Source organism: Pseudomonas sp. NFACC43 (genome assembly GCF_900119645.1).
Lineage (GTDB): Bacteria > Pseudomonadota > Gammaproteobacteria > Pseudomonadales > Pseudomonadaceae > Aquipseudomonas.
On sequence record NZ_FPKK01000007.1, the window covers coordinates 18,331 to 35,561 of the forward strand.

A 17,231-nucleotide genomic window follows, 5' to 3' on the forward strand; every position below is an offset into this window, starting at 1 on the left:
CTAAGTGAGTAAGCACCATGAGCCTTTCCCTTCGCGACCAGTTGCTCAAAGCAGGGCTGGTCAACCAAAAGCAGGTCAAGCAGGTCGGCAAAGAGAAGCAGAAGCAGCAGCGCCTGGCCCACAAGGGCCAGATCGAACTGGACGACTCCCAGCAGCGCGCGGCCCAGGAGGCCATGGCGGAGAAGGCGCGGCGTGACCAGGAGCTCAATCGCCAGCAACAGGAAAAGGCCGAGCAGAAGGCCCGTGCCGCCCAGATCAAGCAGTTGATCGAAGTCTCGCGCCTGCCGAAGCTGACCACCGATGATTACTACAACTTTGTCGACGACAAGAAGGTCAAGCGTATCTCGGTCAACACCCTGATGCGTAACAAGCTGAGCAGCGGCTCTCTGGCGATCGTCCATCATGCCGGCGGTTATGAAGTGATCCCCCGCGAAGCGGCGTTGAAAATCCAGGAGCGCGATCCCAAGCGTATTGTGCAGCTCAATACCCAGACCGAAGAAGTGGATGCCGACGATCCGTACGCGGCGTATCAGATTCCGGATGATTTGATGTGGTGAGCCGGACGCAATATCGTTGAACTGAAACACAAAACCTGTGGGAGCGAGCGTGCTCGCAATAGTGGTTATCAGTGCCCCATATGGCGACTGACACTCCGCTATCGCGAGCACGCTCGCTCCCACAGGTTTTTCGTTGTTCAGGATTCTGCCGTCTCCCGCGAGCGCAGCATTTCCTCGCGCTCCAGCTCCGCCTTGTAGCTATGGGCGTCTGTCTCCGAATGGAACATCCCCACCAGCAGATCCTGCTGATGCACATCCCAGATCCGGATGCCGGCGGCAATGGCTTCGTGGGACATGTGGGCATCATCGCGTTCAATTACTTTCACAGTCATCTTTGCAAACTCCAATCTCTGTCATCTGCAGCAAAACGTGTGCAGGACTTTGTTATAGGTTTGCGTAGCCTGCTAAGTAAATGCCCCGGTCCGTTAAGAAGTTTTCATGGAAAGCGCAGCGGTCGTACAGCCCAGGCCGGGCGCGGCATTCGGTCGCAGGGAGGCATCATGAAAAAGGTTTCATATTGGCGCGGCAACCATCCAGCGAAGCTGCCTCCCTGGGGAAAGAGGCTGCCCGCGATACCGAGTGCCAGCCCACTTCCATCGTGAGCAGGTGCACGCAAGGCATGTCATCCCGGACAAAAAGAAGCCCCGCATATGCGGGGCTTCCTGATTATCGAGCCGGATCAGCTGCCTTTGACTGGCTTGCCGTTGACCGTGCCGTCCTGGAGCATGATGTTGTACTCCTTGCCGTCGGTCTCGACCTGTTGCAGGCGTACCAGCAGGTAATCCCAGTCCTTGGCGAACCAGAGTACGGTGATGCGCTTGCTTTGTGTCGGGTCGCGCACACGCTCCACTTTGATCGCGTCGATCTGCCCGGCCTTGGTTTCGACTTTTTCGGCGCCCAGTACGCGGAAGTCATAGGTGTCGACTTCGCCGTCATCGACCACCTGATAGCTCATGCTCTTCTTGCCGGCGGCCACATCGTGCTGCAAGGCCAGCTGGTAGGTGGATTTATCCACCATGCCTCGGTTGAGCGGCAGCTTCACCGCGTCGCCGCGATCGGTGCCGGTGACCATCTTCGTGTTCCAGTCGAAGTCCAGGTCGGCCTTCTTGGCCTTGCCCAGGCCGCTGCGCTCGAAGTGGTAGGACTGAGGCAGCAGGGTGTCCTTGTCCAGGGTCAGGGTGCTTTCTTCCGTCAGGCCGGCAATCATCATCGATGCCTTGAAGCTCAGCTTCCAGGTGCCGTTGGCTTCCTTGGTCAGGCTGCGCTCGGCAGTGCCGCTCATGGGCAATTGTTTCCAGTCGGCGGTGTAGCTGGCGGAGAAAGGTTGAAGCTCCGCGGCCTGTGCCAGAGGCAGGGCAAGCAGGGCGCAGGCGAAGAGCAGGGCGCGACGCATAAAATCTCCTAGTATCGAATCAAATGGCCGCTGGCGGCGAGCAACTGGCCGTCCAGCGAGGCACCACGATCGTCGAGGGTCAGCCGTCCTTCGGCAAACCAACGCACGGCCATCGGGTAGATCTGGTGTTCCCGGGCGTGGACCCGTTGTGCCAGGCTTTGCGGCGTGTCGTGCAACTCTACCGGTATTACTGCCTGTACGACCAGTGGTCCGCCATCGAGTTCCTCGGTGACGAAGTGCACCGAGCAGCCATGCTCCGTGTCCCCGGCCTCCAGTGCGCGCTGGTGAGTGTGCAACCCTTTGTATTTGGGTAGCAACGAAGGATGGATATTGAACAGCCGGCCCTGGTAATGACGCACGAAGCCGGCGCTGAGGATGCGCATGAAGCCGGCCAGGACCACCAGTTGGGGACTGAAGGCGTCGATCTGTTCGATCAGTGCGGCGTCGAAGGCTTCGCGGCCATCGAATGCCTTGTGATCCAGGACGCGGGTCTCGATTCCCGCCTCCTTGGCGCGTTGCAGGCCGTAGGCATCGGCGCGGTTGGAAATCACCGCGCGGATGCGGACCGGGTTGTCTCCGGTCCGCGTGCTGTCGATCAGGGCCTGCAAGTTGCTGCCGGTGCCTGACAGCAGCACCACGACGTCACAGGTTGCAGACATCCGTTCGTGCATCAGTGTGCCTTAAGGTTTTTAAGCTCGACCTGGGCGGCGCCTTCGGCTGCCGCAGCGATGTGGCCGATGACCCAAGGCTGCTCGCCGGCTTCACGCAACACGTTCAGGGCGGTCTCGACGTGCTCCTGGGCCACGCAGATGACCATGCCCACGCCGCAGTTCAGCACGCGGTGCATTTCGGTTTCATTGACGTTGCCTTTTTCCTGCAGCCAGTCGAACACTGCGGGGCGGGTCCAGCTCGCCACGTCGACCACCGCCTGGGCGCCTTTTGGCAGGACGCGCGGGATGTTGTCCAGCAGGCCGCCACCGGTGATGTGGGCCATGGCCTTGACGGCGCCGGTGTCCTTGATCAGCTTGAGCAGCGGCTTGACGTAGATGCGGGTCGGGGCCATCAGCAGGTCGGTCAACGGCTTGCCGTCGAGCTGGGTGTTTTCGATGTCGGCGCCGGACACTTCGATGATCTTGCGGATCAGCGAGTAGCCGTTGGAGTGCGGACCGGAGGACGGCAGGGCAAGCAGGGCGTCGCCGGTGGCGACTTTCGAACCGTCGATGATCTCGGCTTTTTCCACAACGCCGACACAGAAGCCGGCCAGGTCGTAGTCCTCGCCTTCGTACATGCCTGGCATCTCGGCGGTTTCACCACCGACCAGGGAGCAGCCGGACAGCTCGCAGCCGGCGCCGATGCCGGTCACTACCTGGGCTGCGGTGTCGACGTTCAGTTTGCCGGTGGCGTAGTAGTCGAGGAAGAACAGTGGCTCGGCGCCGCAGACGACCAGGTCGTTCACGCACATCGCCACCAGGTCGATACCGATGCTGTCGTGCTTGTTCAGGTTCAGTGCCAGGCGCAGCTTGGTGCCCACGCCGTCGGTGCCCGAGACCAGCACCGGTTGCTTGTAGCCGGCCGGGATCTCGCAGAGGGCGCCGAAACCGCCCAGGCCGCCCATGACTTCCGGACGCGCAGTGCGCTTGGCGACGCTCTTGATGCGTTCGACCAATGCTTCACCGGCGTCGATGTCTACACCGGCGTCCTTGTAGCTCAGGGAGGGTTGCTTGCTCATGATCCAGGCCTTTAGGGGGGGGATTTCTGGGTAACGACCGACCGCCGGGGCCATTGAATACTCGTTGTGCGAGTGATTCCGGATGCCCAGCCGTTGCCGGTCTGCGAAGGCGCGCGATTTTATCAGGCTTGTGGGGCAGCGGCCATCCTCGCGCCGACGGGCAGGAACATATCCGCAGAAAAAAACCGATATTTCTTCTATTGGTGCTGCACGATGCGGCTGTATAAGGTGTAGCCGTAACCGGCTATGGTGACGACCGCGCAAAACTTCCATCGGTGTGTGAGTGTTTTGGCGCATGCCGTGGTCACAGCCATGCTTCGTTTTCTTCACACGGCCTGTTCCAGCCGTCATGTCCGGGAATCTTCCATGCGTCTGATCAAATTCTTGTCTGTGGGCTGCCTGGCGTTGATCAGCCTGGCGAGCCAGGCCGAACCCCTCAATGGTCTTTATCAAGTCTACGAGCCCGTCGCGAGCCAGTCGCCGGACGAGCGCAACCAGGCGACATTACGCGCCCTGGACACGCTGGTGCTGCGTCTGACCGGCGATGCCGGGGCGGCACAGAACCCCGGGCTGGCGGCGCTCCGCAAGGACCCGCAGCAGATCATTCTCCAGTATGGCTACGACGCCGGCCCTCCCGAGAGCCTGAAGGTGGACTTCGATCCGGTGAGCACCGATCGCGCCCTGCGTTCGGCAGGGCTGTCACTGTGGGGCGCGAACCGGCCTTCGATCCTGGGCTGGTGGCTGAACGAGTCGACCGAGGGTTCGAGCCTGGTGGGTGACGGGCAGCCCAGCGCCGCGCCGTTGCGCCGCGCCGCCCAGCATCGGGGCTTGCCACTGCTATTGCCACTGGCTGACCTGAGCGAACAGATCGTCGCTACCGCGCCGAACCTGGAGGGCACTGACCCGGCTCCGTTGCGCGACGCATCGGAGCGCTACGGCGCCGATGCGCTGCTGGCGGTCCATGCCAAGGAAGAGGGCGGTCAGTGGAAGGGCACCTGGCGCCTGTGGCTGGGCAATCAACGGGAACAGGGCAGTGCCCAGGGCGCCGATGCCGCCGCGCTGGCCGATGCGGTGATGCTGGCGGTGAGTCAGCGTCTGGCCCCGCGCTTCGTCGCCAAGCCAGGGGTGGCAACCGAACAGTTGCTGGAAGTGCAGGGCATGAACTTCGAGCGTTATGCCGCCCTGGGGCGTTTGCTGGAGCCGTTCGGCGGGCAATTGCAGCGGGTCGAAGGGGACCGGATCGTCTATCGGGTCAATGGCAGTGCGGAGCAGCTCAAGGCGCAGTTGGCCCTGGCGAAACTGCAGGAAATTCCGGCCGGCGAGAGCATCGCGCCCGTTCCTGCGGCACAACCGCCAGCCGATGGTTCGGCCACGGCCCCCGCTGCGCCCCCCGCACCGACGGCCAACCTGCGGTTTCGCTGGTAGTTTTCCTTCTATATAGCCAGGAGTTGTTCATGGGTGATACGCGGCGTTGGTTCTGGTTGGGCGGGGTCGCCCTGCTGTGCGCGCTAATCTATCTGTTGCATCCGATTCTGACCCCGTTCCTGGTGGCGCTGCTCCTGGCCTATCTGTTCGATCCGGTGGTGGATCGCCTGGAGAAGCTCGGCCTGTCGCGGACCTGGGGCGTGGTGACGGTGTTTGCCCTGTTTACCCTGATCGTCATCGCGCTGTTGCTGGTGTTGATTCCCATGCTGGCCAAGCAACTGCTGCGCCTGTATGAACTGGCACCGCAGATGCTCGATTGGCTACAGCACACAGCGGTGCCCTGGGTACAGTCCAGGCTGGGTCTGGCGGACGGTTTCTGGAAGTTCGACAAGGTCAAGGCTGCCATCAGCGAACATATGGGCCAGACCACCGACATCGTTGGCGTGGTGCTGAGCCAGGCCACAGCCTCGAGCCTGGCCTTGATGGGGTGGCTGGCGAACCTGGTGCTGATTCCGGTGGTGAGTTTCTATCTGTTGCGGGACTGGGACCTGATGATGGCCAAGATCCGCGGCCTGCTGCCGCGTCACCGGGAGGAGCAGATCATGACCCTCACCGGCGAATGCCACGAGGTGCTGGGTGCGTTTGTGCGGGGGCAGTTGCTGGTGATGGTGGCGCTGGGCTTCATCTATGCGGCGGGACTGATGCTGGTTGGGCTGGAGTTGGGTCTGCTGATCGGCATGATCGCCGGCCTGGCGGCCATCGTACCGTACATGGGCTTCGTGATCGGTATCGGCGCGGCGTTGATCGCCGGGCTGTTCCAGTTTGGTGGCGACCTGTATCCCATGGTCGGCATCGTGGCGGTATTCATGGTGGGTCAGGCCCTGGAAGGCATGGTGCTGACTCCGTTGCTGGTGGGCGATCGCATCGGCCTGCACCCGGTGGCGGTGATCTTCGCGATCCTGGCAGGTGGTGAGTTGTTTGGTTTTACCGGGATCCTGCTGGCGCTGCCGGTGGCGGCGGTCATCATGGTGCTGGTGCGCCACGCGCGTGACCTGTACAAGGATTCGGACCTCTACAGTGGCGTCGAAGACCCCGATCTGTAGGGCGCGACCGGCCGGGGCGCCAGGGAAATGGTCGCCATGCCGTGTTGCTGCTGCAAACCTTTGATTTTGCTCGTGGAGCGGCGCATTGTGCGGTCTGCTTCACGAGTATAAACTTTGCGAACTTTACACAGAGGCCACTAACGGTTCCTTGGAACTGTCCAGCCAGCATGAAACCGATTCAGTTGCCCCTAGGTGTGCGTCTGCGTGATGACGCCACCTTCATCAACTACTACCCAGGCGCGAATGCCGCTGCACTCGGCTATGTCGAGCGGCTATGCGAAGCCGACGCCGGCTGGACCGAGAGCCTGATCTACCTGTGGGGCAAGGATGGGGTTGGGCGTACGCACCTGTTGCAGGCGGCCTGCTTGAGATTCGAGCAATTGGGCGAGCCGGCGGTGTACCTGCCATTGGCTGAATTGCTGGACCGTGGCGTTGAAATCCTCGACAACCTCGAACAATACGAACTGGTCTGCCTGGACGATCTCCAGGCCGTGGCCGGCAAGGCCGATTGGGAAGAGGCGCTGTTTCATCTTTTCAACCGGTTGCGGGACAGTGGCCGGCGCCTGCTGATCGCTGCCTCCACGTCTCCCCGGGAGTTGCCGGTAAAGCTGGCGGACCTCAAGTCTCGTCTCACCCTGGCGCTGATCTTCCAGATGCGTCCGCTTTCCGATGAAGACAAGCTGCGTGCCTTGCAGTTGCGCGCTTCCCGGCGCGGACTGCATCTGACCGATGAGGTGGGGCATTTCATTCTTACCCGTGGCACCCGCAGCATGAGTGCACTGTTCGAGTTGCTCGAGCGCCTCGACCAGGCCTCCCTTCAAGCACAGCGCAAGCTGACCATTCCTTTCTTGAAAGAAACCTTGGGCTGGTAGAGCCTGTCCGACTAGTGGCTCTTGGCCTGCTTTGCGCACGAGCAAACCCGCGGCCCTGTTGGGTTGCAGGCCACGCGACATTCAAAATGGGCTTAAGCGCTTAGATGTGATGGCAAATCCGGGAAGTCACATTTTTATCGATTGAATTTGCAAATGAAGTCGATAGAAGGCATAGTCTCGCCATCTTTACAACTACAGCCACGGTCGTGCCCATGCTAAATCGCTTCGCACCCCTCGTGCCTCTCGCACTCGTTACCCTGTTGTTCGGTTGCGCTGCCCACTCCCCAGTGACCCAGCAAGAGCAGCAACCACAGGTCAAGAATTCCGTTACCGCCCAGTCTTCCTCCGTTGCGTTCCAGGAAGAAGTGGCCTCCGACAAAGAGCTGGCGGCCTTCGCCAGCAACAAGCCCTATCAGCTTCCCGTGCTGGCCGACAGCATCCTGGAGCGTGGCATGTCCCTGATCGGGACCCGCTACCGTTTTGGCGGCACCTCCGAGGCGGGCTTCGATTGCAGCGGTTTCATCGGTTATCTGTTTCGCGAAGAGGCCGGCATGAACCTGCCGCGTTCCACCCGCGAAATGATCAACGTGAATGCCCCGCTGGTGGCTCGCAATCAACTGGAGCCGGGTGACTTGCTGTTTTTCAGCACCAATGGGCGCCGTGGACGTGTCAGCCACGCCGGTATCTACCTGGGTGACAACCAGTTCATCCACTCCAGCAGCCGTCGCAGCGGTGGCGTACGCATCGACAGCCTCGGTGACAGCTACTGGAGCAAGACCTTCATCGAAGCCAAGCGCGCCCTGGCCATGGCGCCGACTGTGGTCACCGCTCGCAAGTAAGCGCACAGTTTGTAAGGCAAACTTAAAGTCTTACTTGAAGTTTGCCTCATAGCCGCTAGAATCCTTGATCATTGATTGATGGCAATCCGCCTGCGTTCCAGCAGGCGGATTTGTTTTCATGCCCCGGCAGGAAAAAGCCGCATCCAGATCAGGATCGTTCTGCATATGTCGACGTCGGCCCGCCTCGCTACCCTTCTCCTGGCCGCGCTGCTCAGCGCATGCGCCAGTCGAACCCCGCCCCCTGCGCCTGTGCGTGCTCCGGTGGTATTCGCTCCCTCGCAACCCGTGTCCCCGGCCGCCGAAGACGTACTCTTCCGGGCGCTTGGCCTGGTGGGCACGCCTTATCGCTGGGGTGGCAACACACCGGATTCGGGTTTCGATTGCAGCGGCCTGATCGGTTATGTCTATCGCGACGCGGCCGGTATTTCCCTGCCACGTTCGACCCGCGAAATGATCGGCATGCGAGCCCCGGAAGTCGGTAAGGATGCGCTGCAGAGCGGGGACCTGGTTTTCTTCGCCACCAATGGCGGTTCCCAGGTCAGCCACGCCGGAATCTACGTCGGAGAGGGCCGTTTCGTGCATGCGCCGGCCACCGGTGGGACGGTCAAGCTCGATAGCCTGTCCAAGGCCTATTGGCAGAAGGCTTACCTGGGCGCCAAGCGTGTATTGCAGCCTGAGCATCTGGCACGCAATCCCTGACGTAGATCTTCAGGCCAGCGAGGACCTGTGGCGAGGGGATTTATCCCCGCTGGGCTGCAAAGCAGCCCCAAAGACAGCGGCTTGGATGCGATCGGCCTGAAAACTCCGCATTTCAAGCTCTAGGGCTGCTGCGCAGCCCCGCGGGGATCAATCCCCTCGCCACAGAAGAGTGCGATCAGCGCTATTGGGCAGACACCCGCCAGATCTTGTTCCCCACATCATCGGCCACCAGCAATCCACCCTGTTTGTCGATCACGACACCTACCGGGCGGCCCTGGGCTTTTTCGTCGGCGTTCAGGAAGCCGCTCAGCACATCGACAGGTTGCCCGACCGGCTTGCCAGCACTGAAGGGGACGAAAATCACTTTGTAGCCACTGTGGGGCTTGCGATTCCATGAGCCGTGCTGCCCGATGAACGCTCCCTCGGTAAATGGCGCGGGCAGGTTGCTGCCCTCGGCGAAGGTCAGGCCCAGCGACGCGGTGTGAGGCCCGACGGCATAGTCCGGGGCGATGGCCTTGGCCACCAGGTCCGGTTTCTGGGGCTCGACCCGAGTATCGACATGCTGCCCGTAATAGCTGTAGGGCCAGCCATAGAAGCCGCCATCCTTGACCGAGGTGATGTAGTCCGGCACCAGGTCGCTGCCGATCTCGTCCCGTTCGTTCACCGCTGTCCACAGCGCTCCGCTGCGCGGCTCCCAGGCCAGGCCGTTGGGGTTGCGCAGGCCAGAGGCAAAGATGCGGTGGTTGCCGCTGGCGCGGTCCACTTCCCAGATGGCCGCACGACCTTCTTCAGCCTCCATGCCGTTTTCCGCGACGTTACTGTTCGAGCCGGTGGTGACGTACAGCTTGCTGCCGTCGCGGCTGGCGATGACGTTTTTGGTCCAGTGGTGGTTGAGCGTGCCGCCCGGCAAGTCGACGACCTTGGTGGGCTGCGCCTTGATTTGCGTGTCGCCGTCCTTGTAGGGAAAACGAATCAACCGGTCAGTGTCGGCTACGTACAGGTCATTGCCCACCAGGGTCATGCCGAACGGCGAGTTGAGGTTCTCCAGGAAAACCGTGCGGGTTTCGGCGATGCCGTCGTGATTGGCGTCACGCAGCAGTGTGATGCGATTGGGGCTTGGCACTCCGGCGCCGGCGCGACCCATGACCTTTTTCATTACCCAGCCGCGCACGCCCTTGGAATCGTCTGGCTTGGGCGGGGCATTGGTTTCGGCTACCAGCACATCGCCGTTGGGCAGCACATAGAGCCAGCGTGGATGATCCAGGCCTTCGGCGAAAGCCTTCACTTGCAGGCCCTGGGCCGGCGTCGGCTTGGCGCCGTCCGGCCAGCCGACAGCTTCGGCGATGTTCACGGTGGGGATCAGGGTCTTGTTCGGTTCCGGCAGCTTCGGCGATGGGCCGGTGCCATCGGACACTTGCAGCGTGGACGATTCCCCGCAAGCGACAAGCCCTGCGGCAAGGACAATGGTCAGGAGATGAGGCGGCTTGAGCATGCTGGCTTCCCTATGAATGCATGTGGTTATTCATAGAGAAGCGTAGACGCGCGATGGTTCCACCCGTCAGCCGTGGGCCTGCTTGAACAGCACGGCGATCCCCGGATGATAATGACCGGCCTCGTTGCGCAACTTGCGGTAGGCGTAAGGGAAATACCAGGCCACGGCGCAGGTGTTTTCCTTCTGCAGTTCATCGACCATGTCCTGCAGCTCTTCGGGCGTGGTGCTTTGCTGGGCTTTTTGCGGCGCGACGAACAGGCAGCCCAGCTTCAGGTCGCTGGCGTAGCTGATGCGCTTGGCGTCGCTGGTGGCTTCGAGCAAGGGCTGGGTCAGGTTGAGGCTCTTGACCTTTGGCCAGCGCTGGGTGGCCTGGATGAAGGCGCGCTCATCCGTACCGGCAATGAACAGGTGGGCCCTGGCGTTGCGTTCGCCTTCTTCATTCTGCTTGCGGGTCGGGGCGTCCTGCAGCGTGACCATCTCGGCCATCCAGGCCGCTGCCGAGAGCAATCCCAGGTTGGCTTTTTCGTCGAACCAGTACGGCGTGTCGTTATCCCCGCGCACGGTGTTGTAGCGATCGATGCAGTCGAACCAGCGTTCGAGCATCGGGCGCAGGAACTCCAGTTTTGGATTGCTGATGATCATGCCTTGCATGCGTTGCCCCCTGTTGTTCTTGTGATATCGGGTGGTAATGTCCATTTGATATCATTTGCCGCATCATGGCACAACATTGACGTCATTTTATTGATCCTGGCCAATAAGCGACGCCCGGCCCGCGGTGGCTTTAATTGACGCTCCTGCCCCAACCCTCTAACCTTCGCGGCTTGTTTCAGGTGCTTTGTGGCCGCAGGCCGACAAAGTGAAACAGGGAAGCCGGTGAGCCCATGCGAGCCCGGCGCTGCCCCCGCAACGGTAAATGAGTCAAGGCTGCCCATGAGCCACTGCGTCCAAGGACGTGGGAAGGCGGGTAGCCCGGCATCACGCCGCTCATGAGCCCGGAGACCGGCCTGATCCATTCAACGGCGTCACGGTGGGCGATGCCAGGCTTGTTGCCGTCTCTTTTTGTGCCCGCCCGCCGTTATCCAGTCCCAACGGAGGCCTCCCCATGACCGGTTCCCCCATTTCCGATGCGTCCGATCGCGACGAACGTCACCTGGCGCGCATGCTGCGCAAGAAAGCCGTGATCGACGAGCGTATTGCCAACGCGCCGAACGAGTGCGGCCTGCTGCTGGTGTTGAGCGGCAACGGCAAGGGCAAGAGCAGCTCTGCGTTCGGCATGCTCGCGCGGGCCATGGGGCATGGCATGCAATGCGGCGTGGTGCAGTTCATCAAGGGGCGCAACAGCACCGGGGAAGAACTGTTTTTCCGTCGCTTCCCGGAGCAGGTGCGTTTTCATGTGATGGGGGAAGGATTTACCTGGGAAACCCAGGACCGCCAGCGCGATATCGCTGCTGCCGAAGCCGCCTGGGCGGTGTCGCGCCAGTTGCTGGGCGATCCGTCCATCGGCCTGGTCGTGCTCGATGAACTCAATATCGCCCTCAAGCATGGATACCTGGACCTGGACCAGGTGCTGAGCGACCTGCAGGCCCGCCCGCCCATGCAGCATGTGGTGGTGACCGGGCGTGGCGCCAAGCCGGAAATGATCGAGTTGGCGGATACCGTCACCGAGATGGGCATGATCAAGCACGCCTTCCAGGCCGGCATCAAGGCGCAGAAGGGCGTCGAGCTGTGAGCGATGCCCGCATGCACAGCCGCCAGTGCCCGGCCGTCCTGATCGCAGCCCCTGCCTCGGGGCAGGGCAAGACCACCGTCACCGCCGCGCTGGCCCGGTTGCATCGCAACCAGGGGCGCAGGGTGCGGGTATTCAAGTGCGGTCCGGATTTTCTCGATCCGATGATCCTGGAGCGCGCCAGCGGCGCGCCGGTCTATCAGCTGGACATGTGGATGGTCGGCGAGCAGGAAAGTCGACGGCTGTTGTGGGAAGCCGCCGGGGAGGCGGACCTGATCCTGATCGAAGGCGTGATGGGGCTGTTCGACGGCACCCCGTCCAGTGCCGACCTGGCGCGGCATTTCGGTGTACCGGTGCTGGCGGTGATCGACGGAACGGCCATGGCCCAGACGTTCGGCGCCCTGGCCCTGGGCCTGGCGCGTTATCAAGCGGACCTGCCGTTTGCCGGGGTGCTGGCCAACCGGGTCGGCACCTTGCGGCATGCGCAACTGCTCGAAGGCAGCCTGACCGAAGGGCTGCGCTGGTACGGCGCGTTGTCCCGGGAAACCGGTATCGAATTGCCCAGCCGTCACCTCGGCCTGGTCCAGGCCAGTGAGCTGAATGACCTGGATCTGCGCCTCGATGCTGCCGCCGAGGCCCTGGCGAGCAGTTGCGAAGTGACGCTGCCGCCGGCCGTGACGTTTGCCGCACCCGAGGTGGTGGCCGTGCAACCCTGGCTCGACGGCGTCCGTATCGCCGTGGCGCGGGACGAAGCGTTTGCGTTCACCTACGGCGCAAGCCTCGACCTGCTGCGGGCCATGGGCGCGCAGTTGAGCTTTTTCTCTCCGATCCATGACACGACGCTGCCCGAAGCGGACAGCCTCTACCTGCCTGGCGGTTACCCGGAGCTGCACCATGTCGCCCTGGCCCGGAACGCGTCGATGCTGGCGGCGATCCGGGCTCACCATGAGGCCGGCAAGCCCTTGCTGGCCGAATGCGGCGGCATGTTGTACCTGCTGGATTCGCTGACCGATGTCGAAGGTACTCGCGCCGAGCTGCTGGGCCTGCTGGCCGGCGAGGCGCAGATGCAGAAACGCCTGGCGGCCCTGGCCCTGCAAGCGGTGGAGCTGCCGGAAGGCACCTTGCGGGGCCATACCTACCATCATTCGCTGACCAGCACCGATGTTGCGCCGATCGCTCGTGGCCAGAGTCCCAATGGCGGGCGTGGAGCCGAGGCGGTTTTCCGGCAGGGGCGGATGACGGCTTCCTATGTTCACTTCTATTTTCCATCGAACCCGAGGGCGATCGCCGCGCTGTTCGCGCCGGTCCCCGAGGCCGCTTTCGCGAACACGTTCGATCACCTGACTCCAGTGGAAGCGGGCTTGCTCGCGAAAAGGCCATGACCGACAACGCTTTCTCCCAGGCCGAACGCGACGCCATCTACCGCGCCATCGCCGAGCGCCGCGACATGCGCCACTTCGCAGGTGGCTCGATTGAGCCGGCCTTGCTGCGGCGCCTGCTGGAAGCGGCGCATCAGGCTCCCAGCGTGGGCCTGATGCAGCCGTGGCGATTCATTCGCATCAGTGACCGCGCCCTGCGCGGCAATATCCGGCAGTTGGTGGAAGAGGAACGTGTTCGCACCGCCGAGGCCCTGGGCGAGCGTAGCGATGAGTTCATGAAGCTCAAGGTCGAAGGCATCGACGACTGCGCCGAAGTGTTGGTGGCCGCGTTGATGGATGATCGCGAGCGGCATATCTTCGGGCGTCGGACCTTGCCGGAAATGGATCTGGCCTCGCTGTCCTGCGCCATCCAGAACCTGTGGCTGGCCGCCCGTGCCGAAGGGTTGGGGATGGGCTGGGTGTCGTTGTTCGAGCCCCAGGCCCTGGCCGACCTGCTGGGGTTGCCCGTCGGCGCCAAGCCCCTGGCGATTCTGTGCCTGGGGCCGGTGCAGAGCTTTTACCCGGCTCCGATGCTCACCCTGGAGGGCTGGGCGCAATCGAGGCCGCTCAATGAACTGCTTTATAAAAACCGTTGGGGCGTGAGCTCATGAGCGTGGCACTGCTCAGCGCTGCTGCGGTGGCGTTGGATGCGTTGCTGGGCGAACCTCGACGCTGGCATCCGTTGGTGGCGTTCGGCGGATTTGCCGATCGCATCGAACAACGTTTCAACGCGGGCGGGCGCGGCTGGCGCAGCCACGGTGTCACGGCGTGGTTCATCGCCGTGGTGCCGTTGACCTTGCTGGCCACGGCCTTGTCCTGGGCCCCCCTGGTGGGTTGGCTGGTGGACATCCTGGCCTTGTACTGCGCCCTCGGGCTGCGCAGCCTGGGGGAACATGTCGAGCCGGTAGCCCGGGCGTTGCGCAGTGGGGACCTGGACGAAGCGCGTCGGCGGGTGGGCTATCTGGTCAGCCGTGAGACCCGTGAGCTGGACGAAACCGCTGTCGCGCGCGCTGCCACCGAATCGGTGCTGGAGAATGGCAGCGACGCGGTATTCGCCGCCTTGTTCTGGTTCGCCGTGGCCGGCGCGCCCGGCGTGGTGTTGTACCGCTTGAGCAATACCCTCGATGCGATGTGGGGCTACCGCAACGAACGCTTCGAGCGGTTCGGTTGGGCTGCGGCCAGAATCGATGATGGCCTCAATTACATTCCGGCGCGGCTGGTGGCGTTGACCTACGCGTTGCTGGGGAAAACCCGAGTGGCGCTGCGGTGCTGGCGTCGCCAGGGGCCGACCTGGGACAGCCCCAACGCCGGGCCCGTCATGGCGGCCGGTGCCGGGGCGCTTGGGGTCGAGCTGGGAGGCGCGGCGGTTTACCACGGCGAGCTGCACCAGCGTCCGCCTTTGGGCGAGGGCGTTCCGGCGAGCGCCGATTCCATCGATCGCGGCTGGCAACTGGTCCAGCGCGGCGTATGGTTGTGGTTGCTGATCCTCTGCCTGGGAGCCGAGTTTTATGCTTGAGCACGGTGGGCGCCTGCGCAACGCGGCCCGGCAATACGGTATTGCCGAGGCGCAATGGCTCGATCTGTCCAGCGGCCTGGCGCCCTGGCCGTTCGAGGTTCCGGCGATTCCACTGCGCGCCTGGGCCCGGCTGCCTGAGACGGATGATGGGCTGGAACAGGCGGCCCGCGATTATTACGGCGCTGAGCATGTGCTGCCGGTGGCAGGTTCCCAGATGGCCATCCAGTTGTTGCCCCGCCTGCGTCGCACCGGCAAGGTCGGCGTGCTGTCGCCCTGTTACGCCGAGCACGCCGAGGCCTGGCGCCGAAGTGGCTACATCGTGCGGGAAGTGCTGGAAGCGGAAGTGGATTTCTTCCTCGACAGCCTCGATGTGCTGGTGGTGGTCAACCCGAACAACCCCACGGGCCAGAGCCTGAGCCCGGAGCGTCTGCTCGACTGGCATGCCCGGCTGGCCCAGCGCGGTGGCTGGCTGGTGGTCGATGAAGCGTTCATGGATGTCACGCCGCAACTGAGCCTGGCGGCCCATGCCCATCAGGTTGGTCTGATCGTGCTGCGTTCGTTCGGCAAGTTCTTTGGGCTGGCCGGAGTTCGCCTGGGCTTTGTATTGGCCGAGCGGCACTTGCTCAGGTTGTTGGCCGAACAGGTCGGGCCATGGGCCGTCAGCGGGCCGACGCGGGTGCTGGGGCAGGCCTGTTTGCTGGACCATGCCGCTCAGGTCCGCCAGCGACAGCGCTGTGAAGTCACCAGCCAGCGCCTGGCGCTGACCCTGGAGCGTCATGGCTTCAAGCCCCAGGGCGGCTGCGGGCTGTTCCAGTGGCTGGTGACCGAGCATGCCCAGGTGCTTCACGATTTCATGGCCCGCCGCGGCATTCTCCTGCGCTTGTTTTCCCACAACAGCAGCCTGCGGTTCGGGCTTGCAGCCGACGATGCAGAATTCCTGCGCCTCGAACAGGCGTTAGAGGCCTACACCAAGGATCTTCCATGACCACTTTGATGGTGCAGGGCACCACATCCGATGCCGGCAAAAGTACCCTGGTGACGGCGCTGTGCCGCTGGGTCCGCCGCCAGGGCGTCAGCGTGGTGCCGTTCAAGCCGCAGAACATGGCGCTCAACAGCGCGGTGACCGCCGATGGCGGCGAAATCGGGCGCGCCCAGGCAGTACAGGCCCAGGCCGCAGGCCTTGAGTCCCATACCGACATGAACCCGGTGCTGCTCAAGCCCAACAGCGACACCGGGGCCCAGGTCATCATCCATGGGCGTGCCGTGACCACCATGAACGCCGTTGCCTATCACGATTACAAAGCCATCGCGATGCAAGCGGTATTGGCCTCTCACCGGCGGTTGAGCGAGGCCTATCCGGTGGTGATGGTGGAAGGTGCGGGATCGCCGGCGGAAATCAATCTGCGGGCCGGCGACATCGCCAACATGGGCTTTGCCGAAGCGGTGGACTGCCCGGTCCTGCTGATCGCCGATATCAATCGCGGCGGGGTCTTCGCCCATCTGGTGGGCACCCTGGAATTGCTGTCGCCCAGCGAGCAGGCGCGGGTGAAAGGCTTCGTCATCAACCGATTTCGCGGCGACATCGCCTTGCTGCAGCCGGGCCTGGATTGGCTTGAGGCGCGTACCGGCAAACCGGTTATTGGCGTGTTGCCCTACGTGACGGATCTGCACCTGGAGGCCGAGGATGGCCTCGACCAGCGCCAGGCCGACAAGGTCGGGCAGGTGCTCAAGGTGGTGGTGCCGGTGTTGCCGCGCATCAGCAACCATACCGATTTCGATCCGTTGCGCCTGCACCCGCAGGTGGACCTGCAATTCATCGGCCCTGGCCAGGCCATTGCGCCGGCCGACCTGATCATCCTGCCCGGTTCGAAAAGCGTGCGCAGCGACCTGGCCTATTTGCGTGCCAACGGCTGGGAGGCGGCTATCCAACGCCACTTGCGCTATGGCGGCAAACTGCTGGGGGTCTGCGGTGGTTTGCAGATGCTCGGCCAGCAGGTCCACGACCCGCTGGGGCTGGAGGGCGCGGCGGGCTCCAGTGCGGGGCTGGGTTTGCTGGCCTTTGAAACGACGCTGGAGCACGAAAAACAACTGCGTAATGTCCGCGGGCGATTGGCCTTGGAAGAGGCTGACGTCAGCGGCTATGAGATTCACGCGGGGGTGACCACTGGACCGGCCCTGGAAAACGCAGCGGTGTACTTGGAAGACGGCCGTTGCGACGGCGCGAAAAGTCTCGATGGGCAGATTGTCGGCACCTACCTGCATGGACTGTTCGAATCTCCCCAGGCCAGCAGTGCGTTGTTGCGCTGGGCTGGGCTACAGGATGTGCAGGCAGTGGATTACCACGGCTTGCGCGAGCGGGACATCGAGCGGTTGGCGGATCTGGTGGAGCGGCATCTGGACACTGGGTTGTTGCGTGAACTCTGCGGGATCTAGGGTGGCTGTGCCGGCCTCATCGCGGGCAA

The 17,231-nt window shown here is 63.0% G+C and carries 18 protein-coding genes and 1 riboswitch; of the genes, 12 read left to right on the forward strand and 6 right to left on the reverse strand.

Going from position 1 to position 17,231, the window contains the following annotated elements; all coding sequences use genetic code 11:
* Positions 1–17: 17 nt before the first annotated feature.
* On the forward strand, positions 18–557 hold the full coding sequence (locus BT179_RS13600; protein WP_072394044.1) for a DUF2058 domain-containing protein: 540 nt from the start codon (positions 18–20) through the stop codon (positions 555–557).
* A 137-nt stretch (positions 558–694) separates the two neighbouring features.
* Here BT179_RS13600 and BT179_RS13605 read toward each other — a convergent pair whose 3' ends face one another.
* The 4 genes from BT179_RS13605 to purM form a co-directional block, all read right to left on the reverse strand.
* Entirely contained in the window at positions 695–889 is a 195-nt protein-coding gene (locus tag BT179_RS13605; RefSeq protein WP_072394041.1) for a hypothetical protein, read from the reverse strand.
* 347 nt (positions 890–1,236) lie between these two features.
* Positions 1,237–1,950 carry a DUF3108 domain-containing protein gene (locus BT179_RS13610; RefSeq protein WP_072394038.1) on the reverse strand — a complete coding sequence of 238 codons (714 nt, stop codon included), beginning with the start codon at positions 1,948–1,950 and terminating at the stop codon, positions 1,237–1,239.
* A gap of 8 nt (positions 1,951–1,958) precedes the next feature.
* The gene (gene purN, locus BT179_RS13615) at positions 1,959–2,609 is read right to left on the reverse strand and encodes a phosphoribosylglycinamide formyltransferase (RefSeq protein ID WP_072394152.1); all 651 of its coding nucleotides are present in this window, start codon (positions 2,607–2,609) and stop codon (positions 1,959–1,961) included.
* Between the two features lie 11 nt (positions 2,610–2,620).
* A complete protein-coding gene (gene purM / locus BT179_RS13620) occupies positions 2,621–3,679 on the reverse strand; it encodes a phosphoribosylformylglycinamidine cyclo-ligase (RefSeq protein WP_072394035.1) in 1,059 nt (352 codons plus the stop codon).
* A gap of 366 nt (positions 3,680–4,045) precedes the next feature.
* Between purM and BT179_RS13625 the strand changes: the two genes are divergently transcribed.
* From BT179_RS13625 to BT179_RS13645, 5 genes are all read left to right on the forward strand, one after another.
* Complete coding sequence (locus BT179_RS13625) at positions 4,046–5,104, forward strand: DUF2066 domain-containing protein (protein WP_072431641.1); 1,059 nt, start codon at positions 4,046–4,048, stop codon at positions 5,102–5,104.
* Between the two features lie 29 nt (positions 5,105–5,133).
* Complete coding sequence (locus BT179_RS13630; protein ID WP_072394029.1) at positions 5,134–6,207, forward strand: AI-2E family transporter; 1,074 nt, start codon at positions 5,134–5,136, stop codon at positions 6,205–6,207.
* Between the two features lie 167 nt (positions 6,208–6,374).
* Entirely contained in the window at positions 6,375–7,079 is a 705-nt protein-coding gene (gene hda / locus BT179_RS13635) for a DnaA regulatory inactivator Hda (RefSeq protein ID WP_003178999.1), read from the forward strand.
* Positions 7,080–7,291: 212 nt separating this feature from the next.
* The gene (locus tag BT179_RS13640; protein ID WP_072394026.1) at positions 7,292–7,918 is read left to right on the forward strand and encodes a C40 family peptidase; all 627 of its coding nucleotides are present in this window, start codon (positions 7,292–7,294) and stop codon (positions 7,916–7,918) included.
* A 165-nt stretch (positions 7,919–8,083) separates the two neighbouring features.
* Positions 8,084–8,617 (forward strand): C40 family peptidase, encoded by a 534-nt coding sequence (locus BT179_RS13645; RefSeq protein ID WP_072431640.1) that lies wholly within the window; start codon positions 8,084–8,086, stop codon positions 8,615–8,617.
* Positions 8,618–8,798: 181 nt separating this feature from the next.
* Here BT179_RS13645 and BT179_RS13650 read toward each other — a convergent pair whose 3' ends face one another.
* Positions 8,799–10,109, reverse strand: coding sequence for a PQQ-dependent sugar dehydrogenase (locus BT179_RS13650; protein WP_072394020.1), 1,311 nt, complete (start codon positions 10,107–10,109; stop codon positions 8,799–8,801).
* Between the two features lie 66 nt (positions 10,110–10,175).
* Positions 10,176–10,760 (reverse strand): hypothetical protein, encoded by a 585-nt coding sequence (locus tag BT179_RS13655; protein ID WP_072431649.1) that lies wholly within the window; start codon positions 10,758–10,760, stop codon positions 10,176–10,178.
* 160 nt (positions 10,761–10,920) lie between these two features.
* Positions 10,921–11,132, forward strand: a riboswitch (cobalamin riboswitch).
* Positions 11,133–11,211: 79 nt separating this feature from the next.
* On the opposite strand from BT179_RS13655, the gene cobO reads away from it, so the two are divergent.
* From cobO to BT179_RS13685, 6 genes are read left to right on the forward strand one after another with little or no spacing between them, the layout of a single operon-like run.
* Positions 11,212–11,838, forward strand: a complete 627-nt coding sequence (gene cobO, locus BT179_RS13660) for a cob(I)yrinic acid a,c-diamide adenosyltransferase (RefSeq protein WP_207956415.1) — start codon at positions 11,212–11,214, stop codon at positions 11,836–11,838.
* Positions 11,839–11,849: 11 nt separating this feature from the next.
* The gene (locus BT179_RS13665) at positions 11,850–13,217 is read left to right on the forward strand and encodes a cobyrinic acid a,c-diamide synthase CobB (RefSeq protein ID WP_072431648.1); all 1,368 of its coding nucleotides are present in this window, start codon (positions 11,850–11,852) and stop codon (positions 13,215–13,217) included.
* Positions 13,214–13,864, forward strand: a complete 651-nt coding sequence (bluB, locus tag BT179_RS13670) for a 5,6-dimethylbenzimidazole synthase (RefSeq protein ID WP_072431639.1) — start codon at positions 13,214–13,216, stop codon at positions 13,862–13,864. The genes BT179_RS13665 and bluB overlap by 4 nt, the downstream gene beginning before the upstream one ends.
* On the forward strand, positions 13,861–14,769 hold the full coding sequence (gene cbiB, locus BT179_RS13675) for an adenosylcobinamide-phosphate synthase CbiB (RefSeq protein WP_072431638.1): 909 nt from the start codon (positions 13,861–13,863) through the stop codon (positions 14,767–14,769). Before bluB ends, cbiB begins: the two co-directional genes overlap by 4 nt.
* Positions 14,762–15,754 (forward strand): threonine-phosphate decarboxylase CobD, encoded by a 993-nt coding sequence (gene cobD, locus BT179_RS13680; protein WP_072431637.1) that lies wholly within the window; start codon positions 14,762–14,764, stop codon positions 15,752–15,754. Before cbiB ends, cobD begins: the two co-directional genes overlap by 8 nt.
* Positions 15,751–17,202: a cobyric acid synthase gene (locus BT179_RS13685; RefSeq protein WP_072431636.1), complete on the forward strand. Its 1,452-nt coding sequence runs from the start codon at positions 15,751–15,753 to the stop codon at positions 17,200–17,202. The genes cobD and BT179_RS13685 overlap by 4 nt, the downstream gene beginning before the upstream one ends.
* The last annotated feature ends 29 nt before the right edge of the window (positions 17,203–17,231 follow it).